We start from the raw sequence: 23,310 nt of genomic DNA, 5'->3' as shown, positions 1-23,310 counted from the left end.
ATCTTCACAACTCAAGCCAAAAACTTGCGTGTTTGTTGTTCTAGAACGATAATGGTATATTACCTAGATGCGGTCTGGTATCGCCAATTAAGCCCAGAAGTCATGAGATCAAGTCATCTAAGACCAGTGAATTGGCAATTAGTATGGTGAAAAAATCTGCATTGCATTTTTAACCCATACTTCAAAAACTTCCCCGGTTGATTTTGAACCTCTGATAGAGGTTTCACCGCCGAAGGATATAGTAAAGCAGCAGTGGACCAATGAAAGCGCGGGTGAGTTTTGAGCTAGGGTCGTCTTGAAAAAATACCGACTTGTGATTCACAACGACGATGATTTAATCAGGGTTTTTTAGCCTGCACTTTTCAAATGGACATATAATAGCGCATTATGAAGACTACTGCTATACGTATCCTTACTAGACTTTTGCCATCCACCTACTAGTATGTTGAAAGTGACTACCACTTTTAAGACTTAGGGGCGATAAAGGTAATTTCAGTGGGAAAAAGACAACACAATCAAGTCATCCACCATACAGGATAACTATATCAACACCCTAATGGATCGAAGCGCGACAAGTGCCACTGTTATGAAAGAAACCAGCATGAAAGAACACAAACGACTTTTACTGATTGATGATGACCCCAACCTCATCTTGCTGGTGAAGGATTACTTAGAGTTCCGAGGCTATGAAATCGGAACGGCAGAAAATGGAAGAGAAGCTCTGGATATTCTAGAACATGACGTTCCAGATATGATTATTTGTGACGTGATGATGCCGGAAATGGACGGATACACTTTTGTCGAACAAGTCCGACAAAACGAACGCACTGGCTGGATTCCTGTTCTCTTCCTCTCGGCTAAAGGACAAAGCACGGAGAGAGTTAAGAGTTTAAATAAAGGTGGGGACGTATATATGGTCAAGCCTTTTGAACCTGAAGAACTCGTAGCACAAGTAGAATCTTCGCTTAAGCAAACTGTTCGTTGGAAAGAACACCAAAGCAAGGGGAGCGGCGACAATGCTTCTCGCATCCAAGTTCCTTTCGATGTCCAGCTAACCCCAACGGAACTGAAAGTTGTACAGTTTGTAGCTAGGGGTTTAGCTAACCGCGAAATCGCTGAAGAATTAAATGTCAGTCAGCGTACTGTTGAAAGTCATGTTTCCAATATGTTGGGTAAAACCAATCTCCACAACCGCACTGAATTAGCGCGTTGGGCGATTGAAAATCAAATGGCTTAAACAATTTTAGATTTTGGATTTTGGATTTTGGATGATTTATCTAAAGTCTAAAGTCCAAAATTTATGGGTTAGAAAAATTACGCTGGAGGTGAAAATTTACATCTTCATAATCTTCATAATCTTCATAAATAATTTGGGTTTTTGTCCTTTAATTTTAGATTTTGGATTTTGGATTTTGGATGATTTATCTAAAGTCTAAAGTCCAAAATTTATGGAGTGAAAGAATTACGCTGGAGAGGAAGAAAAAGCTGGCTATTGTTAGCTTATGTTAGCTTTTTTGTATCGTTTAAAACCTGCTATTTATACTAAAGTCGCCATTTGTAACAAATTAACAGAATTGTGATTTAGTCTTTGGATAAATTCCTGAGTTAGTTTTACCATTACATCATGAATATCACCATACTTTTGTTTGTATGTTAGCTGCATACTGAAATCTAAACTTTCCGCAATTTTCGCTCTTTCTGGAATTTTATTGGAGAAAGTTGGTGGGAAAAAAGGATTGACAATAATAAAATTCAAATTCTGTGTTTGAGAAACAGTACCATTATAACGAGAAATTAAAGTTCCTATGGGGTTGAGGTCATGTTGATAATCTTGATTAAACTTCTCAATTTGTTTTAGTAATAGTTCTAAACCGTGAATTGACATTCGACTGGGAACACAGGGTATAATACAGAAATCACTGGCATAAAACGCGCTTTTGATAATATTATTAATACTGGGTGGACAATCTATTAAAATGTAGTCATATTCTGTTAGTAATGGATTGATAAGTTGACGTAAAATTGCCACAGAAGTTTCTGGAAAATCTTCTTGAAGTTCAAATAATTTAGAACTACTAGGAATTAGATGTAAACAATTAAAAGAGTTTTTATTTCTGACATTAGAAACTTCTTCTTTGACTATAAATTTCTGATAATTACCATTGGCTAAAAAATGGTCAGCATTTTTAAATAAAAAGGGTAATGTCAATCCTCGATAATTATATTGCCATTCCCAGACTTGTTCAGACATTAAGGCAGTAGTTAAGTTACATTGGGGGTCTAAATCAATGGCAAGAACCCGCTGACCATACATGGTATCCCCTGCTAAATACTCTGACAAGGCCATAACGATGGTAGTTTTGCCAACTCCACCTTTGAGATTACAAACACTAATTACTTTAGCTGTCATATTTTTTTCGTAGATGCTGTATTTATGGAAATTCTATTATATTTTGACCGGAAATAGTGTGAAGGCAACAGGTGAATTTTTCAGATTGTGGTTATGGACTGTGAAAGCAAAATCATAGCACTGAGGAGATAATCAAGTAAAATTAATTACTTATTTATAGGTTTTCTACATATAAATACGCAATTAAATAGTTTTCAAAAAAATGATTTAGTTAAAATAGAACCTGATTAGGTACTGATAAAATTTTTGAATTACCAACCTGACGATAATTTATTTAATAGCAGTAACTACAACCGTATTTATTAATAAAAAAGCAAAAATGCTATAAAATTAAAATCAGATAAAATGTATTTCTTCTAGCAATGATTATTAACAGTCCAATAGATAAAAGTTGGCATGGAAAACTTAATTTAGTCTATGCTAATTGCCAAAATTCCACTCAATTAATTTACAATCACCATCAAGCACCTTTTAAGGTACAACGTCCCTTCTACCCGGAAGGACAAGGAATTTGCCATACAGTGATTTTACACACGGCTGGGGGCATTGTGGGGGGCGATCGCTTGACATCTGATATTCACCTCCAACCTCAGACAAAGGCCTTAATTACCACCGCAGCCGGAAGTAAAATATATCGTAGTCAGGGCTTACCAGCAAGACAAATTGTCAATATCCAAGTTAATGATCATGGAAATTTAGAATATTTACCCCAAGAAACTATTTTATTTAATGGGGCAATTTATCGCCAAGATTTGCGGGTAGAATTAGGTAAAAACGCCAATTATTTAGGCTGGGAAATTATGCGATTTGGGCGCAGTGCTAGGGGTGAAAAATTTCTAGAGGGAGAGATGCGATCGCACACAGAAATATGGCAAAATGGTATGCCATTATGGATTGATAGACAAATTATCCCTGGTAGCGATGAAGTATTTCACAGTCCCCACGGGTTAGCAGGAAATCCCGTTCTTGGTACTTTGGTTTGGTTAGGAAATTCCGTTTCTGGAGAAATGATTGACAAAGCCCGTTCTTTAATGATTGAAAATAATTTTGCTGGAGTAACTCGCTTACAACAGGGATTTTTATGTCGCTATCGTGGTAATTCTATATCAGAAGTGAGAAATTGGTTTACAAATATTTGGCAAAATTTACGAATAAATTATCAAAATCGTGGTAATTGTATTCCTAGAGTATGGCAAATTTAAACTAACCACTTCAGGTACAGAGGACGCAGAGGAAAGAAAAATGCAGCTTACACCCCAGGAAAAAGATAAATTATTAATTTTTACCGCTGCTTTAGTCGCGGAGAGAAGGAAAAATAGAGGTTTAAAATTGAATTATCCTGAAGCAGTGGCTTTGATTTCTGCTGCTATTTTAGAAGGTGCAAGAGATGGTCAAACTGTGGCAGATTTGATGAGTTATGGGACAACATTATTAAATCGTGATGATGTTATGGAAGGTGTACCAGAAATGATTGATGATGTTCAGGTAGAAGCCACTTTTCCTGACGGAACTAAGTTGGTAACTGTACATAATCCCATTCGTTAGAAACGATTAAGATAGGAGAAGGTACAAAAAGCATTTACACCATTTGTCTAATTCTTAGAAAATTTGTAACTTAGGAGAAATGAGATTATGATCCCCGGAGAAATTATTACCCCAGTAGGAGAAATAGAATTAAATGCAAATCGTCCAACTACTAAATTAGTAGTAGCAAATACAGGAGATAGACCAATTCAAATCGGTTCACATTTTCATTTTTACGAAGTTAATAGTTTTCTACATTTTGATAGAGAAAAAGCGCGAGGAATGAGATTAGATATTCCCGCAGGTACAGCAGTCAGATTTGAACCGGGAGACGAAAAGGAAATCACATTAATTCCTTTAGTTGGTAGCCGCCAAATCTACGGATTTAATAACAAAATTAACGGAAACCTGTAAATTCTCTCTGCACCAAAAACGTGATCAAAAAAGGATAAAAATATGTCATACAAAATGAACCGCCAAGCCTACGCCGAAACCTATGGACCAACTGTAGGAGACAGAATTAGATTAGCAGACACAGAATTATTTATTCAAGTAGAAAAAGACTTCACAAATTATGGAGATGAGGTGAAATTTGGGGGCGGAAAAGTGATTAGAGATGGGATGGGACAATCCCCAATTTCTAATAGTGATGGTGCGGTAGATTTAGTGATTACTAATGCTTTAATTCTTGATTGGTGGGGTATTGTCAAGGCAGATATTGGGATTAAAAATGGTAAAATTCACAAAATTGGTAAGGCCGGAAATCCTTATATTCAAGATAATATAGATATCATTATTGGACCGGGAACGGAGGCTTTAGCTGGTGAAGGAATGATTCTGACTGCGGGAGGAATTGATACCCATATCCATTTTATCTGTCCCCAGCAAATTGAAGTAGCTATTGCATCAGGTATCACGACAATGATCGGTGGTGGTACTGGACCAGCTACGGGAACAAATGCCACAACTTGTACTCCCGGACCATGGAATATTTACAGAATGTTGCAAGCGGCGGACGCTTTTGCTGTTAATTTGGGATTTTTAGGAAAAGGTAATACTAGTCAACCTCAAGGACTGATAGAACAAATTGAAGCGGGGGTAATGGGGTTAAAACTCCATGAGGACTGGGGAACAAATCCTGCAACTATTGATACTTGTTTAACGGTGGCTGATGAATATGATATACAAGTAGCAATACATACGGATACGTTAAACGAAGCTGGCTTTGTTGAAGATACAATTGCGGCTTTTAAACATCGTGCTATTCACACCTACCACACCGAGGGGGCGGGAGGAGGACACGCACCGGATATTATTAAGGTTTGCGGACAAAGTAACGTTTTACCCTCTTCTACCAACCCTACCCGTCCTTACACCATTAATACCCTAGATGAACACTTAGATATGTTGATGGTGTGTCATCATCTTGATCCCGCTATTCCTGAAGATGTATCTTTTGCTGAGTCTCGTATCCGTAGAGAAACTATTGCTGCTGAGGATATTCTCCACGATTTAGGCGCGTTTAGTATGATTGCTTCCGATTCCCAAGCGATGGGGCGCGTTGGTGAGGTAATAATTAGAACTTGGCAAACTGCCCATAAAATGAAACTGCAACGCGGAAGCCTGGGTAATGATGGCAATGCAGACAATTTTCGAGCGAAAAGATATGTTGCTAAATATACTATTAATCCAGCGATTACCCATGGAATTTCTGGGTATGTGGGGTCTGTAGAAGCGGGAAAATTAGCGGATTTATGTTTGTGGAAACCTGCTTTTTTTGGTGTCAAACCGGAAATTGTCATTAAAGGTGGTATGATTGCTTGGTCACAAATGGGCGATGCTAATGCTAGTATTCCCACACCCCAGCCTGTTTATATGCGTCCTATGTTTGGCAGTTTTGCCGGTGCGAAAAATGCCACATCATTAACTTTTGTGTCTCAAGTAGCTTTAGAAAGAGAAATTCCCCAACAATTAGGATTGAACAAGTTAGCAATTGCTGTTTCGGGAACTCGTCAATTAACTAAAAAGGATATGAAATTAAATGATGCTTTACCTCTTATGGAAGTAGATTCGGAAACCTATGAAGTTCGCGCAGATGGTGAATTATTAACTTGCGAACCGGCGACAGTTTTACCTATGGCACAAAGATACTTTTTGTTTTAATTTATGTCAGAATCCTCTTAGAAAGCGGTTTGAGTCGGCAAGATATTAGACAATTATTCCGGTTTATTGATTGGATAATGGTCTTACCTGAAGAATTGGCAATTAGTTTTAAAACAGAAATCAAAAGTTACGAAGAGGCTAGAAAAATGCGCTATGTAACCAGTATTGAAAGATTAGCTAAACAAGAAGGAATTGAGGAAGGTCTGCAAGAAGGTCGTCAGTTAGGAGTCATTCAAAGTAGTCAAGATAGCGTGATTGAAGTCTTAGAAACAAGATTTGGTGAAGTACCAATAACTATTATTAATGCAGTGAATAATATCAATGATTCATCTGTTTTGAAAACACTCTTAAAAAGAGCAATTTCTATTCCTCCACTGGCTGAGTTTCAGCAGTTTTTACCATCAATTAAAATTTTGTTATTAATGCAGTAAAAAACATCTGCATTAATAATAATTTTTCTACAAATTCCGAATTTTATAACCTAGTTATCACCAGAAAATGCTTACTACTGAACTATCAAAACCTCTGGATATTATTAACAAACAACGGCAGTTTTTCCAAACAGGTAAAACTAAAGATGTAGCTTTTCGGATTTCTCAATTAAAAATACTCAAGCAGTTGGTAATTGAGAATAAAGAGGGAATTATCCAGGCATTAAAGGCAGATTTACATAAACCAGAATTTGAAAGTTACGCTACAGAAATCGGTGTTAATAAAGAAATTGATTATGCTCTCAAACATATCAATAACTGGACAAAACCGCAAAAAGCAGCGGTTCCTGTGGATTTATTCCCTTATTCCGCTAAGATATGTCCAGAACCTTTAGGAATAGTATTAATTATTGGTCCTTGGAATTATCCTTTTCAATTAATCATATCACCTTTGGTTGGGGCGATCGCTGCGGGAAATTGTACGGTAATTAAACCTTCAGAACTCGCACCCCATACTTCTGATTTAATCAGCGAACTGATTCAAAAATACTTTCCTCCTGAATATATTACGGTCATTCAAGGAGCAGTAGAAACTAGTCAACAGTTACTAGCCCAAAAATTTGATCACATCTTTTTTACTGGTGGTACAGCCATTGGTAAAATTGTCATGGAGGCTGCTGCAAAACATCTGACTCCAGTTACTTTGGAATTGGGGGGAAAAAGTCCTTGTATTGTTGATCATGACATTAATTTAGAACATACCGCTAAACGGATTACTTGGGGAAAATTTATTAACGCTGGACAAACTTGTATTGCACCAGATTATCTGTTAGTAGATCAAAAAATTAAACCAGATTTAGTCGCTGCTTTACAAAAATGTCTCAAGGAATTTTATGGGGAAAATCCCGCTACTAGTCCTGATTATGCCAGAATTGTTCATCAAAAACATTTTGATAGATTAGTTAATTTACTTCAATCTGGTAAAATCATTGTTGGTGGAGAAACCAAACCAGAAGAACTTTATATTGCTCCCAGCTTACTAGAAAATGTTTCTTTAGAAGATCAGGTAATGCAAGAAGAGATTTTTGGTCCAATTTTGCCCATCATTGAATATACAGATATTAACGAAGCCATTACCTTAATTAACTCCAGACCAAAACCTTTAGCTTTATATTTATTTTCCCAAAATAAAGACTTGCAAAAACGCATTTTACAGGAAACATCATCTGGTGGGGTATGTATTCAGGACACAATAATGCAGGTTGCTGTTTCGTCTTTACCATTTGGGGGTGTGGGTGATAGTGGGATGGGTAGCTATCACGGTAAAGCGGGTTTCGATACTTTTTCACATTACAAAAGCGTTTTACAAAACTTCCTACCTTGGGATATAAATTGGCGATACGCACCCTATAAAGGTAAAATATCACTTTTGAAATGGATTGTTGGTATTTAAGAGCAAATAAACCGCATTTACCCTAAAAACCATAGATTTCGGGAATTAGGGTTAATTATTCGGAAAATCCTAGAGCAATGAGGATTTTCTACCAATCCTCATCTATACTCAAAATGGCTGAATTATTTGATTTTACAGATCGGGGTTTAGCACAGCTAAAACCCCACAAGTCTAGATTTTCTTAATCTGGTAAAAATTCAAATCTCAGCCGTTACGAGTATAAATTTATCAGAAGTCTCTATGATAGATGACGGAATTATGCTTTAAGATTCTTGAGTTTCTTCTTCCTGGTCGGTTGGATAGACGAATTTAGAACGGCCACTTAAAATGGATTTACCGAGGGAGATAGCTTTTTGGGCTTCAACAGCAGCCTTGTGTCTCCAGGTAGCGCGGCGTTTATCTCGTTTAGATTTTGATGTTTTCTTCTTAGGAACAGCCATGACAGCGGATATTGTAATTCTTAACAACCTTCCTATTCTAAGCGATAAAATTCACATCAGGCACTATAGAAATAACTGTTAAGCTGTTAAGCATTTAATTTAAATTATATAAACTCAATGAATTTAACTCTTGTGGGATAGGCCTCCCTGCCTGAATATTTAAGTTAGGTGTATTTTTATGAGTATTTATATAGTGTAAAAAATAACTTATGTCAGAAATGAGTTAAAATTATCTAAACTATAAAACATAAGTTAGTTTTGTAGTTAAAGGTTCGTGCTAACAGCAATTTCAGGCAAATAATAGCCGATAAAGATGGGATGGTAAATTACTGGGCGATCGCCATTGGCATTAATCAATATCAATTATTTCAACCTCTAGGTTGCGCTCAAGCTGATGCTGAGGCAATTAAAGGCTTTTTAGTGACACAGGCAGGTTTTCCCCCTGAAAACTGCTTATTGATGACAAACACTTCCCCCCCCATAGGAGATAAATCCTCTTATCCCACCAAGGAAAATATTCTGTCGTTACTACAAGAATTAGCGGCTACATTTTGGCAGCCGGAAGACTATTTATGGTTATTTTTTAGTGGCTATGGCGTTAACTACAAAGAACAAGACTATTTAATGCCCGTTGGCGGTGATCCTGAACAAGTTGCTGAGACGGGTATAGAAGTGCGATCGCTGATGCAAAGTCTAGAATTTACTGGCATCAAGGTCTTACTGATCTTTGATATTAACCGGGCTTTTGGGACACAAGCAGATGCACCCGTAGGCCAAGAAATTATTGAACTGGCTGCCCAATTACAAATGGGGGCGATTATTTCCTGTCAACCAGAAGAATTTTCCCATGAAAGTACAGAATTAGGTCACGGTTTCTTCACAGCAGCATTATTAGAAGCTTTGGGTTCGGGGAAGGGATACGACTTTGGCGATTTAGCCAGTTATCTGAGTTATCTTACACCCAAACTCTGTCAATACCACTGGCGGCCGGTCCAAAATCCTATCACCGTTATTCCTACTCAACAACCAGCTATTTTGCCTATCTTGACATTAGATGAAAACTCCGCAGCCATCATTTTCCCAGAAGCCAGTTTTGCTGTCACTAGAACTGCACCCCCTCTGAAAAATAGTGACTTTATTACTACCATAGATCAAGCTGACTGGACAGAAAATGCCTCGGTAGCAACTACTTTAAACAAAATACCAACCGAATTAGTTTCCGAGTCAATTGTCGAAAACAACCACACCTTAGAAACTGCCCCAATATCCCATTGGGAGGGTAGATTTATCCCCTCCCCTATCACCACCGCCAAAGACAAGGCTTCAAGCCCGTCGGAGAAGCCTTTATGGCAACAATTTATCATCTGGGGTGGTGGCAATATGGTGATAGTAGCTTTACTTGCTACATTTTTGCTCCGCCATCATGAAAATTTCCGGTTTAAAAATTTATCAAAAACAGTATTTGACAATACAACTAGCGCGACTCAATTTCCCCAGTTATCACCTACTACCCAAAACCGCAGTACCAGCAAAATTAGTTTGAATACAGACTCTAAAAAACGCAATCAAGCCATTTTGGAGCTAGGAAAAATGTCTCTTGTCCCTACTCAACCAGGGGATTTGGTGACAGCGATCGCCAAAGCCCGGAAAATTAAAGCGAACACACCAATATACGCAAAAGCACAGGAAAATATTCAAGTTTGGTGTCAGATGATTTTAGAGTTGGCACAAGCACAAGCCGAACAAAGAAAATATGAAAATGCTATAGCCACGGCTCAGTTAATTACCAAAAAAGAGCCGCTTTATTCCCAAGCTGAAACTGTGATTAAAAAATGGCAAATAGAGGCTAAGCAGTATGTGAGCAATAAGACTCTCTTAGATACAGCTACAGCATTAATTATTCCTGAACAAGCTTCTACTTATAATCGTGCCATTGCCGTTGCTAAAAAAATACAACGGGGACAACCGGGTTTTGAAATCGCCCAAACATCAATTAACCAGTGGAGTGAAAAAATCTTAAATCTAGCCAAAATTCGGGCTAATCAAGGAGATTTTCAGGGTGCTATCTCCACTGCTATTTTAGTTCCTACAGGTGCGATCGCTTACGAAGATGCTCAGGATGCTATGCAAAAATGGCAACTTCAGAAGAATTAGTTCAGTGGTCAGTGGTCAGTGGTCAGTGGTCAGTGGTCAGTGGTCAGTGGTCAGTGGTCAGTTATAAAACGTGAATCACCTATTACTTATTACCCATTACCTATTAGCAGTACTGTGAAATATCCTCGCCGCAGGTATCGGCTAGATAGCACATTGCTCTAAATCGTAAACCTACTAATTCTTCATACAAGGGGTTAAGCTTGCACAATGGTGGAATGTGAAACAGGGTTTTACCAAATAGCTTGATATCGCGCTCAAATGGACACTGAGCGGGAATTAATTGACATAAACGGTGAGCTAATTGGCGATCGCTGACTTGGATGCTATCTAACCAATTTCGCAAAGGACGTAAAAATCCCCAAACAGGCTTAGGTCTAATATCCTGTAAAGGACTCACATTAGTTTCACTAGCGTCTGTTTGATTTAGAGAAACCCAACTTGATACAAAAATATTTTTGTTGGTACTTTTAGATACCTTCATGGTAATTATTCTCTTCTTATGAGGGTATTCATCTTACTGATGAATATACAATATGACAAGAATTGTCACCGGAAAACAGTATTATGACGGAAATTTTATCAAAGATCAAAGATCCCATAAACCGGTTTCCAAATTTCAATCCATCTGTTAATAGTTACTAAAAATATAGTCAAATATTTCTAGCTTGGTAAGGAACACACACCTTACAGGACTAACTACAAGCCACTAAAACTGAGTTTCTATCAAAGATAGAGTCCCCAACTACTTTTCTGAATATGTTCAAAGAACCGTTTAAGTCTGCTGAATAATGTTTACCAGACTGGGACTTAAATAAACCTCTTTTAACTCTTTTACTTAAATATTGCATTGCTCATGCTTTTTGATTGGTTCAAAGTCCAGAAAACTACATTTTGATGTATATCTTTCTGTAGTAATTTGTACCTTGATTCCCCTAAGTATCCTACTGATTCAATCCTATTGATAACTTGACACAGTTAAGATTTTAGTGAACACATCTGCCTTTGGGTGTGATTTATCTTAATTGTAACACAACTTAATATAGTAACTATTATCAATAATCACGATCAAGGAAAATACTCTTAAATAGCTAACTTCAGAGATAGACACCAATATTACGCTGGACTGTTTTGCAAAGCAGTGATATTGTTCCTGATGTTTACCCCTAGTCTTCCAGGCTTATGGATAGTTATTAGCAGTTATTAGCTGCGGCCGTGGTATTATCTCTAATTTCTTTCTCGATGACACCATAGCTTTAATTCTTACACTGCTTACTCTCAGTCCAAATCTATCTTGAGGCTTAAATCCCATTCCTGAGAATTTTTGAGTATTCTTGCACCAGAGACGGTAAATTCACGTCCAATCCCAACATTATGTTAAAAAACAATAAAATTACTTGATTTAACTCGTTCTAACTTTGTTGAAATTCCCCGTTTCCCATTAAAAAACGCAAAGATGCTCAAAAACACCTTTGCGCCTTGGCATGAGATAACTCTTAAGAAGCCACAGCAGTAGAACGAGTGCGTCGTCTTCTGCCGTCAGAAACCTTCACAGCAGGCTCTTCCGGGACTTGCATCAACAAAGTCAAAGCTGGTTGACATTGCAACTCTCTCCGCATGGAACGAGCTAACTCCCGTTCTAAAGTTTCCTGCAATCCACCCCAGTCTGTATCTGCGGGTTGTCCTCCAGCAGGGGAAAACTCCAACCAACGTACACCAAGAATTTCTTCAATGCGTTGTTGTACCCATTTTTGTAGAAGCGATCGCTCAATACTCGTCACCACACCTTGCATATGTAGTTCTGGTTTAGCCATGAGCTTACCACTCCAATCAATAGCCGCAGCAATAGTTACCATACCTTCTGAAGCCATGCGTTGGCGTTCTTCCAAGACTTTAGAACTAACCATACCCGAACTAGAAGTATCCACCAATTCAATGCCAGCGGCCACTTGACCAGAAACGCGGATAGAATTTTCTGTCAATTCTATGACATCACCATTTTTGATAATTACGATATTTTCTGCCGGAATGCCCATACTTTGAGCAGTTTCCGAATGCTTGACTAACATCCGATGTTCACCGTGGAATGGGACAAAGAACTTAGGACGAGTTAAAGCAATCATCAGCTTTTGTTCTTCTTGACAGCCGTGGCCGGAAACGTGGATACCTTTATCCCGTCCATAGACCACTTTTGCTCCCTGAATCATCAATTTATCAATGGTATTAACCACTGCAATGGTATTACCGGGAATGGGGTTAGCGGAGAATGCAACTGTATCTCCTTGACGAATTTTGATATGGGGATGTTCTTTATTAGCAATTCTTGTCATTGCTGCCATTGTCTCACCCTGAGAGCCAGTAGTTAAGATTAACACTCTTTCATCTGGCATTCCTCGGACAGTATGCAGCGGTTGAAATAGACTATCTTCACATTTGATATAACCTAAATTCCGCGCATGGGCGATTAAATTTAACATGGAACGCCCGACAACTGTGACAACACGATTATGTTTCTTTGCCAATTGCAGAATCATGTTAATGCGATGGACACTGGAGGCAAAGGTAGTAACAAATAAACGTCCAGTAGCCTGGTAAAATACTCGGTCAAGGTTGGGAAAAACAGCACGTTCAGAAGGTGTAAATCCTGGAACTTCTGCATTAGTGGAATCACTTAATAAACAGAGTACGCCTTTTTCACCATGTTCAGCTAAACGTTGTAAATCAAAGGTTTCACCATCTACGGGAGTATGATCAATTTTAAAATCTCCCGTGTGGATGACTACACCTAATGGTGTGTGAATAGCAACGGTAAAGCTATCAGCAATGGAGTGAGTATTGCGAATATATTCCACAAAGAAATGTTTGCCAATTCGCACTACGTCACGGGGGAGGACTGTTCTTAATTCTGTGCGGTCTCTGACTCCTGCTTCTTCGAGTTTACCTTCTAGCATGGCCAGTGCTAGTCTTGGTCCATGAATCACGGGAATATCAAACTGCTTCAAATGAAAAGCAATACCACCTATATGGTCTTCATGACCATGAGTGACGATCATGCCTTTAATTTTGTGGCGATTTTCCCTGAGATAAGTTGTATCAGGTAATACTATGTTTACGCCGTGCATGGCCTCTGTGGGAAAGGCTAATCCTGCATCTAACAGGATAATTTCGTCCTCATACTCGAACACACAAGTATTTTTACCTATTTCGTGTAAGCCGCCCAAAGGAATAATTTTCAGAGCGGAATTAGCTTCGGTTTTAACCATTTTCTCCTGGAGATTGTTTTTTGTTGTGAATCAGTTGATAGTTCGGTTTTTTGTATAAAAGGAAACTTTACACTTCCGTTTAAATCCAGCTTTTATAGAGTCATATTTGATTTCATTGCCATCAAATTGAGTCATTTTTATATTAGACTTTTCGCATAATTGCCTAATTTGTGATGTTAAGCGCAGGTAAACATCCTGAAGATTCTTCCGTTGGGAATGAGATATATCATTTTTGGACTTTTGCAAAAGGTCTTTTGTTCAGTTGTAGCACAGGTGCTTAAATTGTAATTTACTAACAAGTACACATTCTTTATAAATAAATTCCTTACTTATTCTTGTTTAGATTAAATTCAGCTTTTGCATCACTGATTCTAACTTATTCAACACATCTGTATCAGCTTCACACAGGGGTGGACGAGTTGAACCTACTTCCCAACCTTGTAGCTTCAGTGCTGCTTTGATAGGAATGGGATTTGTAGTTAAAAATAAAGCTTTAAACAATGGGAACAGTTCTAGATGAATGTCGGTAGCAATTTGCATTTTTCCTAGACGAAATGCGCGAATCATCTCTTGTAGTTGATTACCTACTAGGTGAGAAGCCACACTTACCACACCTTCAGCGCCTATTGCTAACATGGGTAGGGTTAAAGAATCGTCTCCAGCATAAATCTGAAATTCTTTTGGTGTCAAGCGGCGAATTTCACTAACTTGATCTAAGTTACCACTGGCTTCTTTAATGGCGACAATGTTATCAATTTCCGCTAAATGTACCACTGTTTCTGGCAGCAGGTTTTGACCAGTCCTGCCAGGAATATTATATAACATCATGGGCAGATCGGGACAAGATTCTGCTATTGCCTGAAAATGCTTATATAATCCTGCTTGTGGTGGTTTGTTGTAATAGGGAACTACTTGTAAAGAACCATGTACTCCTATTTTAGCCGCTTTTTGGGTGGCTGCGATCGCTTCTTTGGTGTAATTAGAACCACACCCAGCTATTACTTTAGCTTTTCCTGATACAGTCTGCAACACCTCCACAAATAATTGGTATTCTTCTTCCCAACTCAGTGTTGGGGATTCTCCTGTTGTTCCACATACCACTAGTGCATCTGTACCGTTATTCACTAGATGGTCTGCTAGTTTTGCGACTACATCATAATTAATACTACCGTCTGCTTGAAACGGCGTAATCATAGCGGTTACTATTGTGCCAAAATCTCCCACACTCTTTTCTCTCCTAAGTTAGTTGTCCGTTTTCCGTTGTTAATTACCCGTGAGAAATGACTCAATTAAAATTTATAGTCTAAGTAGATTTTAGTAAATTCTTCTCTACTAATAATTCTGCTATTTGTACTGCGTTTAAGGCTGCACCTTTACGGATTTGATCTCCACACAGCCACAATTCTAACCCACAAGGATGAGAAATATCTTGACGAATTCTGCCTACTAAAACTTCATCTTTCCCACTAGCTTCTATAGGCATAGGAAAGTAATTTGCTTGCCAATCTTCCACTAATTTTACACCGGGTGATATTCTTAAAATTTCTCTAGCTTCCTCTGGATTAAAGGGAGTGGCAAATTCTAAATTAATGGCTTCCGAGTGAGCGCGGAGGACGGGAACACGGACACAGGTGGCGGTAATTTTGATTTCTTGACTACCAAAGATTTTCCGGGTTTCGTTGACCATTTTCATTTCTTCCTCACAATAGCCCCAAGGTGTTAAGGGGGAATTATGGGTAAATAAATTAAATGCCAATGGGTAAGGTAAGACCTCGGCTACTGGTTGCTGTCCTTGTAGTATAGCTTCACTTTGGATTTTTACTTCTTCCATGGCTTTAGCTCCAGCGCCACTGGCAGATTGATAGGTAGCTGCTACAATTCTTTTCACTGGTTTGACCTGATGTAATGGCCATACTGCCAATGACATGAGAATTGTGGTACAGTTGGGGTTGGCGATAATTCCCTGATGATTAGCTGCTGCTTGGGGATTTACTTCCGGGACTACTAAAGGTACATCCGGGTTCATGCGGAAGGCACTAGAATTATCAATTACCACTGCTCCCTTTTCCACTGCTACTCCAGCCCAAGTTTTGGAGATGCCACCTCCAGCACTAGCTAATACTATATCCACATTTTCCCAGACATGATCACTTACTGCCTGAATGGGGATATCCTCACCTTTGAATTTTAGTGTTTTTCCCGCGCTGCGTGGCGATGCTAATAATTTCAGGTCAGCTAAGGGAAAGTTCCGACTTTCTAGTAATTCCAGCAACTCCGTACCTACAGCACCAGTTGCACCCAAAATAGCGACACGATAGGATTTAGACAAACTCGACTCCTCCTTTAAGAGGTAATTAACAATTTTTTTTGCACGACTCAAAAAATTATCTCTTTTCTTCCTCTCAACGGTGGGCATCGGTGGGCATTAAATAATAAAATTTGCATATTTTCGGAATATTATCTTATTTTTTGAGGTTTATTGAGGAATTTGAGACTTGGTTAAATCGCAGTTGACAACAATACAATTTAGTTATGACAATCAAATATACCACATTATCCTATAATATAACATTGTACAATAAAATTGTACAGCAAAATGCAAGAAAAGGAAAATCAAGGCCATTGACACTTAGGTATTTTAAATCAGCCCTGATTGTTAAGTTATGTTACCGGGATTAGGGCTGCTATGTGGAAATAATATCATAAAGTGTTCAATCCCTCACTTTTGACGATAAAATGGATATCTGCTCAGGGGTATCTATCCACCAATGGCAGGGAATGATGCCTGATCAGCACATCCTAACCGTGAGATATCAAGATATAATCGCCGAGGCTATCTTAGTTTCTCACTGTAGTGGGCGATCGCGTCTTGTGTATGATCCTCAGATCAAAATATCATAAAAATAGAAACAAAGCATGAAAGTTACCCAGGAAAAACTTCCCGCCAGTCAAATTGGTTTGGAAATAGAAATTACATCGGAAATTACCAAACAAAAATACGAGCAAGTCATCAAAAATTTAACTAAGACCGTAAATATTCCTGGGTTTCGCAAAGGGAAAGTACCCCGGCAAATATTAGTACAACGGCTGGGAACGACTCGTGTTAAGGCAACTGCTTTAGAAGAAATTATTCAAGAAGGTATTGAGCAAGCAATTAAACAAGAGGCCATTAGCGCCATTGGTCAACCTCAGTTACGCTCATCCTTTGATGATTTAATTAACAATTATGAACCGGGACAACCCCTAATTATTGCGGCGGCTGTGGATGTAGTACCAGAAATCAAGTTGAACAAGTATACTGGTTTAGAGGCCAAAGCAGAGGAAATCAAGTATGACCCCAGCCGCGTAGATACAGTTATTGACGAACAAAGAGATAAATTAGCCACATTAGTACCTGTAGAAGGACGGGCTGCACAAATCGGTGATATGGCAGTTATTGATTTTAAAGGTGTAATTGCTAAATCTGAAGGTGATGATCCTGACAGTGAACCCAAACCAATTCCTGGTGGTCAAGGAACGGATTTTCAAGTTGAGTTACAAGAGGATAAGTTTATTCCCGGTTTTGTTTTGGGTATAGTGGGGATGAATCCTGGAGAAACCAAAGAAGTAGCGGCTCAATTCCCAGAACCCTACGGTAACGAAGAATTATCTGGTAAAGCGGCCTTGTTTACAATCACACTCAAAGAAATTAAAACCAAAGAACTGCCAGAATTAGATGACGATTTTGCTCAAGAAGTCAGCGAATTTGAGACATTAGAGGAATTGCGGGCATCATTAACACAAAGGTATGAAAAAGAAGCGGCAGATAAAACCAAAGAAAATCAGCAAGAGGCTTTATTAACCGAACTACTGAATCATGTGGAAATAGATTTACCGACAACATTCATTGATCAAGAAGTTGATGCTATGCTGACACAAACAGCGATGAAGTTGTCTGAACAGGGGATAGACGTGAAAAAGCTATTTACCCAGGAAATTATTCCCCAATTGCGGGAAAGATCAAAACCGGAAGCTGTGGAACGTATTAAGCGTTCTTTATCCTTAAAAGAAATTGGTAAACGGGAATCTATTGAAGTGACCAATGAAGAAGTGGAAGCGAGAGTCACGGAATTGATAGCAGAATACCCTAATGAAGACTTGGATAAAAATAGACTCAGTGGCGTTGTCAAGGAAGAACTTTTAACCAAAAAGATCGTAGACTGGTTACTAGAACGCTCATCTGTGGAATTAGTACCGGAAGGTTCTTTAAGTTCTACAGCAGCCGAAATAGATTCCCCAGTCCAAAGCGCGGAAACAGTTCAGGCAGAAGAAACTAGTAATCCTGAGTAATGGGTAATTGGTAATGGGTAATGGGTAATTGGTAATTAGTAGTTAGGAAACATCTTTCCCCTACTCCCTACCCCCTGCCTCCCCTACCTTCTGAATTGTGCCGTAGGGCATAATGGTTAAAAGTTCACAATTCGATTCCATTTATTGTTAAATATTCTAGTATGCTTGTATCGCAGTCGGGAAATTACCCAATTACCAGTTTGAGTTCTCTAGCCAATAGCCGCAACCTAAGCAGCCCCAGCAACATCGTCCCGATGGTGGTAGAACAGTCTGGTATGGGAGAAAGAGCTTTTGATATCTACTCCCGCTTACTGCGCGAGCGGATTATTTTTTTAGGAACGCCCATAGATGATGTGGTGGCTAATTCAATTGTCGCCCAATTACTATTCCTAGATTCTGAAGACGCGGAAAAAGATATCCAATTGTACATTAATTCTCCTGGCGGTTCTGTTTACGCTGGTATGGCAATCTATGATACAATTCAACAAATACGTCCCGATGTGGTAACTATCTGTTTTGGACTAGCCGCGAGCATGGGGGCCTTTTTACTAACATCTGGAACTGCTGGAAAGCGGATGTCTTTACCTGACTCCCGGATTATGATTCACCAGCCCCTGGGTGGCGCTCAAGGACAGGCCATTGACATTGAAATTCAAGCGCGAGAAATTCTTTACATTAAGGGTGAATTAAATCAATTAATGGCCAAACATACTGGTCAACCTTTGGAAAGAATTGAAGCTGATACAGAGCGCGACTTTTTCATGTCAGCAGAAGAGGCGAAGAATTATGGTTTGATCGATCAGGTCATTTCTAGGCAAAATCTTCCCACAGCAGGGTAAAACGTCACTATTCTGAAATAAGAGGCTGATATGTCTAAGTACGACTCCCATTTAAAATGTTCATTTTGTGGTAAGTCTCAAGAGCAAGTACGTAAATTAATCGCAGGTCCGGGAGTCTACATCTGCGACGAATGCGTTGACTTGTGTAATGAAATCCTCGATGAGGAATTGCTGGATACAAGTAATGCCGCCTCACCACCGGCACAAAAGTCAGAACCACCGGAAAAACGCCGCACCCGTTCGTCTAATCTCTCTTTTAATCAAATCCCGAAACCAAGAGAGATTAAAAAATATTTAGATGAACACGTGATTGGCCAGGATGAAGCTAAAAAAGTCCTGTCGGTGGCTGTTTACAATCACTACAAGCGGTTGGCTGTTCTTCAGTCTAAGGCTAGTGGTAAACCAGGTGCAGATGATGCTATCGAACTACAAAAGTCTAATATTTTACTCATTGGACCAACTGGTTGTGGTAAGACTCTATTAGCACAAACTCTAGCCAAAATTCTCGATGTTCCCTTTGCGGTGGCTGATGCTACAACCCTAACGGAAGCGGGCTATGTAGGGGAAGATGTAGAAAATATCTTGTTGCGACTGTTACAAGTGGCAGATTTGGACGTGGAAGAGGCTCAAAGGGGGATTATCTACATTGATGAAATTGATAAAATCGCCCGTAAAAGTGAAAATCCCTCAATTACCAGAGATGTTTCTGGGGAAGGGGTACAGCAAGCTTTGCTGAAAATGCTAGAGGGGACTATTGCTAATGTACCACCCCAGGGCGGACGTAAGCACCCGTACCAAGACTGTATTCAAATTGACACAAGCAATATCTTGTTTGTCTGTGGTGGTGCTTTCGGCGGTTTGGAAAAGGTTGTAGATCAGAGAATTGGCAAAAAGTCAATGGGCTTTGTGCAACCAGGAGAAGCGCAAACTAAGGAAAAACGCGCTGCTGACACCCTGCGTCATCTACAACCGGATGATTTGGTCAAATTTGGCATGATTCCTGAGTTTATCGGGCGCATTCCTATGGTGGCTGTAGTAGATCCTTTGGATGAGGAGGCACTGATGGCAATTTTAACAGAACCACGGAGTGCCTTGGTGAAACAGTACCAAAAACTACTAAATATGGATAATGTCCAGTTAGATTTTAAACCAGATGCGTTAAAAGCGATCGCTCAAGAAGCTTATCGGCGGAAAACTGGGGCGCGAGCTTTACGAGGTATTGTGGAAGAATTGATGCTAGATGTGATGTATGAGTTACCTTCCCGTAAGGATGTGACTCGTTGTACTATCACTAAGGAAATGGTGGAAAAACGTTCTACTGCTGAATTACTAGTACATCCTTCTTCTTTACCAAAACCAGAATCAGCATAATTGTCAGTTGTCAATTGTCAATTGTCAATTGTTGCTCATCAGTTGTCAGTTGTCAATTGTCAATTGTTAGTTTTTAACTGTTAGTTTTTACTTGTTAGTTTTTACTTGTTAGTTTTTACTTGTTAGTTTTTACTTGTTAGTTTTTAACTATTACCATGACTTATATAAATGTTCGGGGTGTTGATCATTATTACGAGTGGGTCAAAAAACCATCAAATATTATTAAACCAGTAATGGTTTTTATGCACGGTTGGGCGGGTTCAGGCAGATATTGGCAAAGTACCGCTAAAGCGTTATTAGATAATTTTGATTGTTTACTTTACGATATGCGCGGGTTTGGGCGTTCTCATGTTCAACCTGATTTAAGTTATGAACTAACAGAATATGCGGAAGATTTAGCGGTGTTATTAAATCAGTTAAATCTGGAGCGTGTTTATATTAATGCTCATTCTATGGGTGCTTCCATAGCGACTTTATTTCTCAACCGCTATCCGCAAAAGGTAGAAAAAGCAATTTTAACCTGTAGCGGTATTTTTGAATATGATGAAAAGGCTTTTGCAGCTTTTTATAAGTTTGGAGGATTAGTAGTTAAATTCCGTCCTAAGTGGTTAGGAAAAATCCCTTTAGCCGATAGAATGTTTATGGCTAGATTTCTCCATAGTCCCATTCCTAAATCTGAACGTCAGGCTTTTTTAGAAGATTTTATTAATGCTGATTATCAAGCGGCTTTGGGAACAATTTTCACTTCTGTGAGTAAGGAACAAGCGGAATTTATGCCCCAAGAATTTGCTAAATTAACTGTACCAACTTTGTTAGTAGCGGGGGAATATGATATTATTATTCCCGCTGAGTTGGGTAAAAAAGCAGCGGCTTTAAATGATCAGGTTGAATTAGCAATTATTCCTAATACTGCACATTTTCCGATGTTAGAAGATGCAGAAACTTATTTAGCAAGGGTGAGAGATTTTTTAAATATTTCTTAAATACATAAACCACCGTTAGGGAACAGGTTACAGGTTACAGGGGACAGGGAACAGGGGACAGGGAATAGGTTACAGGGAACAGGGAACAGGTTACAGGTTACAGGGAACAGGGAACAGGTTACAGGGAACAGGTTACAGGGAACAGGGAACAGGTTTTGAATAACTTTACTTTTTGTTACTTATGTCGGTTTTTTTCCGTTCACCTACTTAAAATAATATAAAATATAAAATGGGCGATCGCTAATAAAGTCCTATAAATCTTAACATCATTTAGATGATAATTTAAACTATTTTTTTAACTATTTTCAAGTATTGTGTTATAATTAATTCAGAGTTAGAAGAGTAAAAATATCATGATTTTAGCTGTGAAAAATGCTCTTTCCACAATTGCACCTAAGTTAACTTATGATGTGTTGATTGAACATCAAGAAGATGGCACGGTTAAAGCGACATTGTTAAGTTTACCAGAATGTCAAGGTTTTGGTGCGACTAAAGAAGAAGCATTAAATGATCTGATTCAACTTTTTCAAGCCCGAAAACCAGAAATAGTAACTTTAGAAATTAAATGTTATGAAACTAAAAATCCTTTAATGGAAGTTACAGAAATAGGCAATAATGAAGGTAATGCTTGGGATGTGCTAGAGGCCTTAACAGGAACTATTGAAGCACCAAGTGATTGGTCAAGTCAACATAATCACTATTTATATGGTAATTCTAAACATGACAATGAGATCAGAGAATGAATCAGGAAAGACTATTTTTAGATACGGTATTTATTCAGGCTTTATTAAACAAGAATGATCAATACCATATTCAAGCAAAAGCATTATTACCAAGGGTGAAAAATGCTGTTGAAGTATGGATAACAGAAGCCATTTTAATAGAAGTTGGTAATGCTTTAAGTGCAGTGAACCGCACAGCATCAGTTCAGTTTATTAATCAGTGTTATCAAACAGATAATATCAAAGTTGTCAGTGTAGATACACCGCTTCTTATGGGTGCGCTGGAACTTTATCACAGTCGTCAAGACAAAAATTGGGGTTTAACAGATTGTATCTCATTTATTGTGATGAAAGAACAGGGTTTAATTTATGCTGTAACGGCTGATATTCATTTTGTTCAAGCTGGTTTTGTGGCTTTATTAAGGAATCCAGGGAATAAGTAAATTGTCAGAATCAGGATGTCCAGGATTAGAGGATTAATAGGATGTTTTTTAGGAAATACAAGTTTTTGTGAATGATAGAAAATATATTTTGCTCATAAAATTGTCTGAATCAGGATGTCCAGGATTAGAGGATTAACAGGATGTTTTTGAGAAAATATAGGTTTTTGTGAATGATAGAAAATATATTTTTCTCATAAAATTGTCTGATAGCGTAGCGTGGCGCAAGCCATATCAGGATGTCGAGGATTAGAGGATTAACAGGATGTTTTTGAGAAAATACAAGTTTTTGTGAATGATAGAAAATATATTTTCCTCATAAAATTGTCAGAATCAGGATATCCAGGATTAGAGGATTAACAGGATGTTTTTGAGAAAATATAGGTTTTTGTGAATGATAGAAAATATATTTTGCTCATAAAATTGTCAGAATCAGGATGTCCAGGATTAGAGGATTAACAGGATGTTTTTGAGGAAATATAGGTTTTTGTGAATGATAGAAAATATATTTTGCTCATAAAATTGTCTGATAGCGTAGCGTGGCGCAAGCCATATCAGGATGTCCAGGATTAGAGGATTAACAGGATGTTTTTTAGGAAATATAGGTTTTTGTGAATGATAGAAAATATATTTTTCTCATAAAATTGTCAGAATCAGGATATCCAGGATTAGAGGATTAACAGGATGTTTTTGAGGAAATATAGGTTTTTGTGAATGATAGAAAATATATTTTCCTGATAAAATTGTCAGAATCAGGATGTCCAGGATTAGAGGATTAACAGGATGTTTTT

Annotated in this window: 20 protein-coding genes; 14 read left to right on the top strand and 6 right to left on the bottom strand. The window is 38.4% G+C overall.

The features are described from left to right. Window positions 1–556 precede the first annotated feature (556 nt). The gene (locus H6F62_RS17610; protein ID WP_137909226.1) at window positions 557–1,237 is read left to right on the top strand and encodes a response regulator transcription factor; all 681 of its coding nucleotides are present in this window, start codon (window positions 557–559) and stop codon (window positions 1,235–1,237) included. A gap of 300 nt (window positions 1,238–1,537) precedes the next feature. Here H6F62_RS17610 and H6F62_RS17605 read toward each other — a convergent pair whose 3' ends face one another. Further along, the gene (locus H6F62_RS17605) at window positions 1,538–2,410 is read right to left on the bottom strand and encodes a ParA family protein (RefSeq protein WP_137909225.1); all 873 of its coding nucleotides are present in this window, start codon (window positions 2,408–2,410) and stop codon (window positions 1,538–1,540) included. Window positions 2,411–2,772: 362 nt separating this feature from the next. On the opposite strand from H6F62_RS17605, the gene H6F62_RS17600 reads away from it, so the two are divergent. From H6F62_RS17600 to H6F62_RS17575, 6 genes are all read left to right on the top strand, one after another. Then, complete coding sequence (locus tag H6F62_RS17600) at window positions 2,773–3,612, top strand: urease accessory protein UreD (RefSeq protein ID WP_137909224.1); 840 nt, start codon at window positions 2,773–2,775, stop codon at window positions 3,610–3,612. A gap of 40 nt (window positions 3,613–3,652) precedes the next feature. Then, entirely contained in the window at window positions 3,653–3,955 is a 303-nt protein-coding gene (locus tag H6F62_RS17595; protein WP_137909223.1) for an urease subunit gamma, read from the top strand. An 87-nt stretch (window positions 3,956–4,042) separates the two neighbouring features. Next, complete coding sequence (locus tag H6F62_RS17590) at window positions 4,043–4,348, top strand: urease subunit beta (protein ID WP_137909222.1); 306 nt, start codon at window positions 4,043–4,045, stop codon at window positions 4,346–4,348. A 42-nt stretch (window positions 4,349–4,390) separates the two neighbouring features. After that, the gene (gene ureC / locus H6F62_RS17585; protein ID WP_137909221.1) at window positions 4,391–6,097 is read left to right on the top strand and encodes an urease subunit alpha; all 1,707 of its coding nucleotides are present in this window, start codon (window positions 4,391–4,393) and stop codon (window positions 6,095–6,097) included. Next, the gene (locus H6F62_RS17580) at window positions 6,046–6,528 is read left to right on the top strand and encodes a hypothetical protein (protein ID WP_190372594.1); all 483 of its coding nucleotides are present in this window, start codon (window positions 6,046–6,048) and stop codon (window positions 6,526–6,528) included. Before ureC ends, H6F62_RS17580 begins: the two co-directional genes overlap by 52 nt. A gap of 67 nt (window positions 6,529–6,595) precedes the next feature. Next, window positions 6,596–7,981, top strand: coding sequence for an aldehyde dehydrogenase (locus H6F62_RS17575; RefSeq protein WP_137909219.1), 1,386 nt, complete (start codon window positions 6,596–6,598; stop codon window positions 7,979–7,981). Window positions 7,982–8,244: 263 nt separating this feature from the next. Here the strand turns inward: H6F62_RS17575 and rpmF are convergent, their stop codons facing one another. Continuing rightward, window positions 8,245–8,421, bottom strand: a complete 177-nt coding sequence (gene rpmF, locus H6F62_RS17570) for a 50S ribosomal protein L32 (RefSeq protein WP_137909228.1) — start codon at window positions 8,419–8,421, stop codon at window positions 8,245–8,247. Window positions 8,422–8,739: 318 nt separating this feature from the next. Between rpmF and H6F62_RS17565 the strand changes: the two genes are divergently transcribed. Further along, entirely contained in the window at window positions 8,740–10,575 is a 1,836-nt protein-coding gene (locus tag H6F62_RS17565; protein ID WP_137909218.1) for a caspase family protein, read from the top strand. Between the two features lie 103 nt (window positions 10,576–10,678). On the opposite strand, the gene H6F62_RS17560 is transcribed toward H6F62_RS17565, so the two are convergent. The 4 genes from H6F62_RS17560 to H6F62_RS17545 all read right to left on the bottom strand — a co-directional run bounded on the left by H6F62_RS17560 (window position 10,679) and on the right by H6F62_RS17545 (window position 16,164). After that, window positions 10,679–11,056, bottom strand: a complete 378-nt coding sequence (locus tag H6F62_RS17560) for a Mo-dependent nitrogenase C-terminal domain-containing protein (RefSeq protein WP_137909217.1) — start codon at window positions 11,054–11,056, stop codon at window positions 10,679–10,681. A 1,012-nt stretch (window positions 11,057–12,068) separates the two neighbouring features. Next, a complete protein-coding gene (locus tag H6F62_RS17555; RefSeq protein WP_190372593.1) occupies window positions 12,069–13,835 on the bottom strand; it encodes a ribonuclease J in 1,767 nt (588 codons plus the stop codon). Window positions 13,836–14,174: 339 nt separating this feature from the next. Beyond that, window positions 14,175–15,059, bottom strand: coding sequence for a 4-hydroxy-tetrahydrodipicolinate synthase (gene dapA / locus H6F62_RS17550; RefSeq protein WP_137909215.1), 885 nt, complete (start codon window positions 15,057–15,059; stop codon window positions 14,175–14,177). 79 nt (window positions 15,060–15,138) lie between these two features. Beyond that, window positions 15,139–16,164, bottom strand: a complete 1,026-nt coding sequence (locus tag H6F62_RS17545) for an aspartate-semialdehyde dehydrogenase (RefSeq protein WP_137909214.1) — start codon at window positions 16,162–16,164, stop codon at window positions 15,139–15,141. 587 nt (window positions 16,165–16,751) lie between these two features. Between H6F62_RS17545 and tig the strand changes: the two genes are divergently transcribed. The 6 genes from tig (at window position 16,752) to H6F62_RS17515 (ending at window position 22,522) form a co-directional block, all read left to right on the top strand. Then, window positions 16,752–18,164, top strand: a complete 1,413-nt coding sequence (gene tig / locus H6F62_RS17540; protein WP_190372592.1) for a trigger factor — start codon at window positions 16,752–16,754, stop codon at window positions 18,162–18,164. A gap of 161 nt (window positions 18,165–18,325) precedes the next feature. Further along, a complete protein-coding gene (gene clpP / locus H6F62_RS17535) occupies window positions 18,326–19,003 on the top strand; it encodes an ATP-dependent Clp endopeptidase proteolytic subunit ClpP (RefSeq protein ID WP_028084510.1) in 678 nt (225 codons plus the stop codon). A gap of 30 nt (window positions 19,004–19,033) precedes the next feature. After that, window positions 19,034–20,374 (top strand): ATP-dependent protease ATP-binding subunit ClpX, encoded by a 1,341-nt coding sequence (gene clpX, locus H6F62_RS17530; RefSeq protein WP_137909212.1) that lies wholly within the window; start codon window positions 19,034–19,036, stop codon window positions 20,372–20,374. Window positions 20,375–20,529: 155 nt separating this feature from the next. Continuing rightward, window positions 20,530–21,357: an alpha/beta hydrolase gene (locus tag H6F62_RS17525; RefSeq protein WP_137909211.1), complete on the top strand. Its 828-nt coding sequence runs from the start codon at window positions 20,530–20,532 to the stop codon at window positions 21,355–21,357. A gap of 353 nt (window positions 21,358–21,710) precedes the next feature. Then, entirely contained in the window at window positions 21,711–22,100 is a 390-nt protein-coding gene (locus H6F62_RS17520; RefSeq protein WP_190372591.1) for a hypothetical protein, read from the top strand. Further along, entirely contained in the window at window positions 22,097–22,522 is a 426-nt protein-coding gene (locus tag H6F62_RS17515; RefSeq protein ID WP_137909209.1) for a PIN domain-containing protein, read from the top strand. Before H6F62_RS17520 ends, H6F62_RS17515 begins: the two co-directional genes overlap by 4 nt. Window positions 22,523–23,310 lie beyond the last annotated feature (788 nt).

Source organism: Anabaena sp. FACHB-1391 (genome assembly GCF_014696755.1).
Taxonomy (GTDB): domain Bacteria; phylum Cyanobacteriota; class Cyanobacteriia; order Cyanobacteriales; family Nostocaceae; genus Dolichospermum; species Dolichospermum planctonicum.
This window is presented reverse-complemented; position numbering and strand designations above follow the sequence as displayed.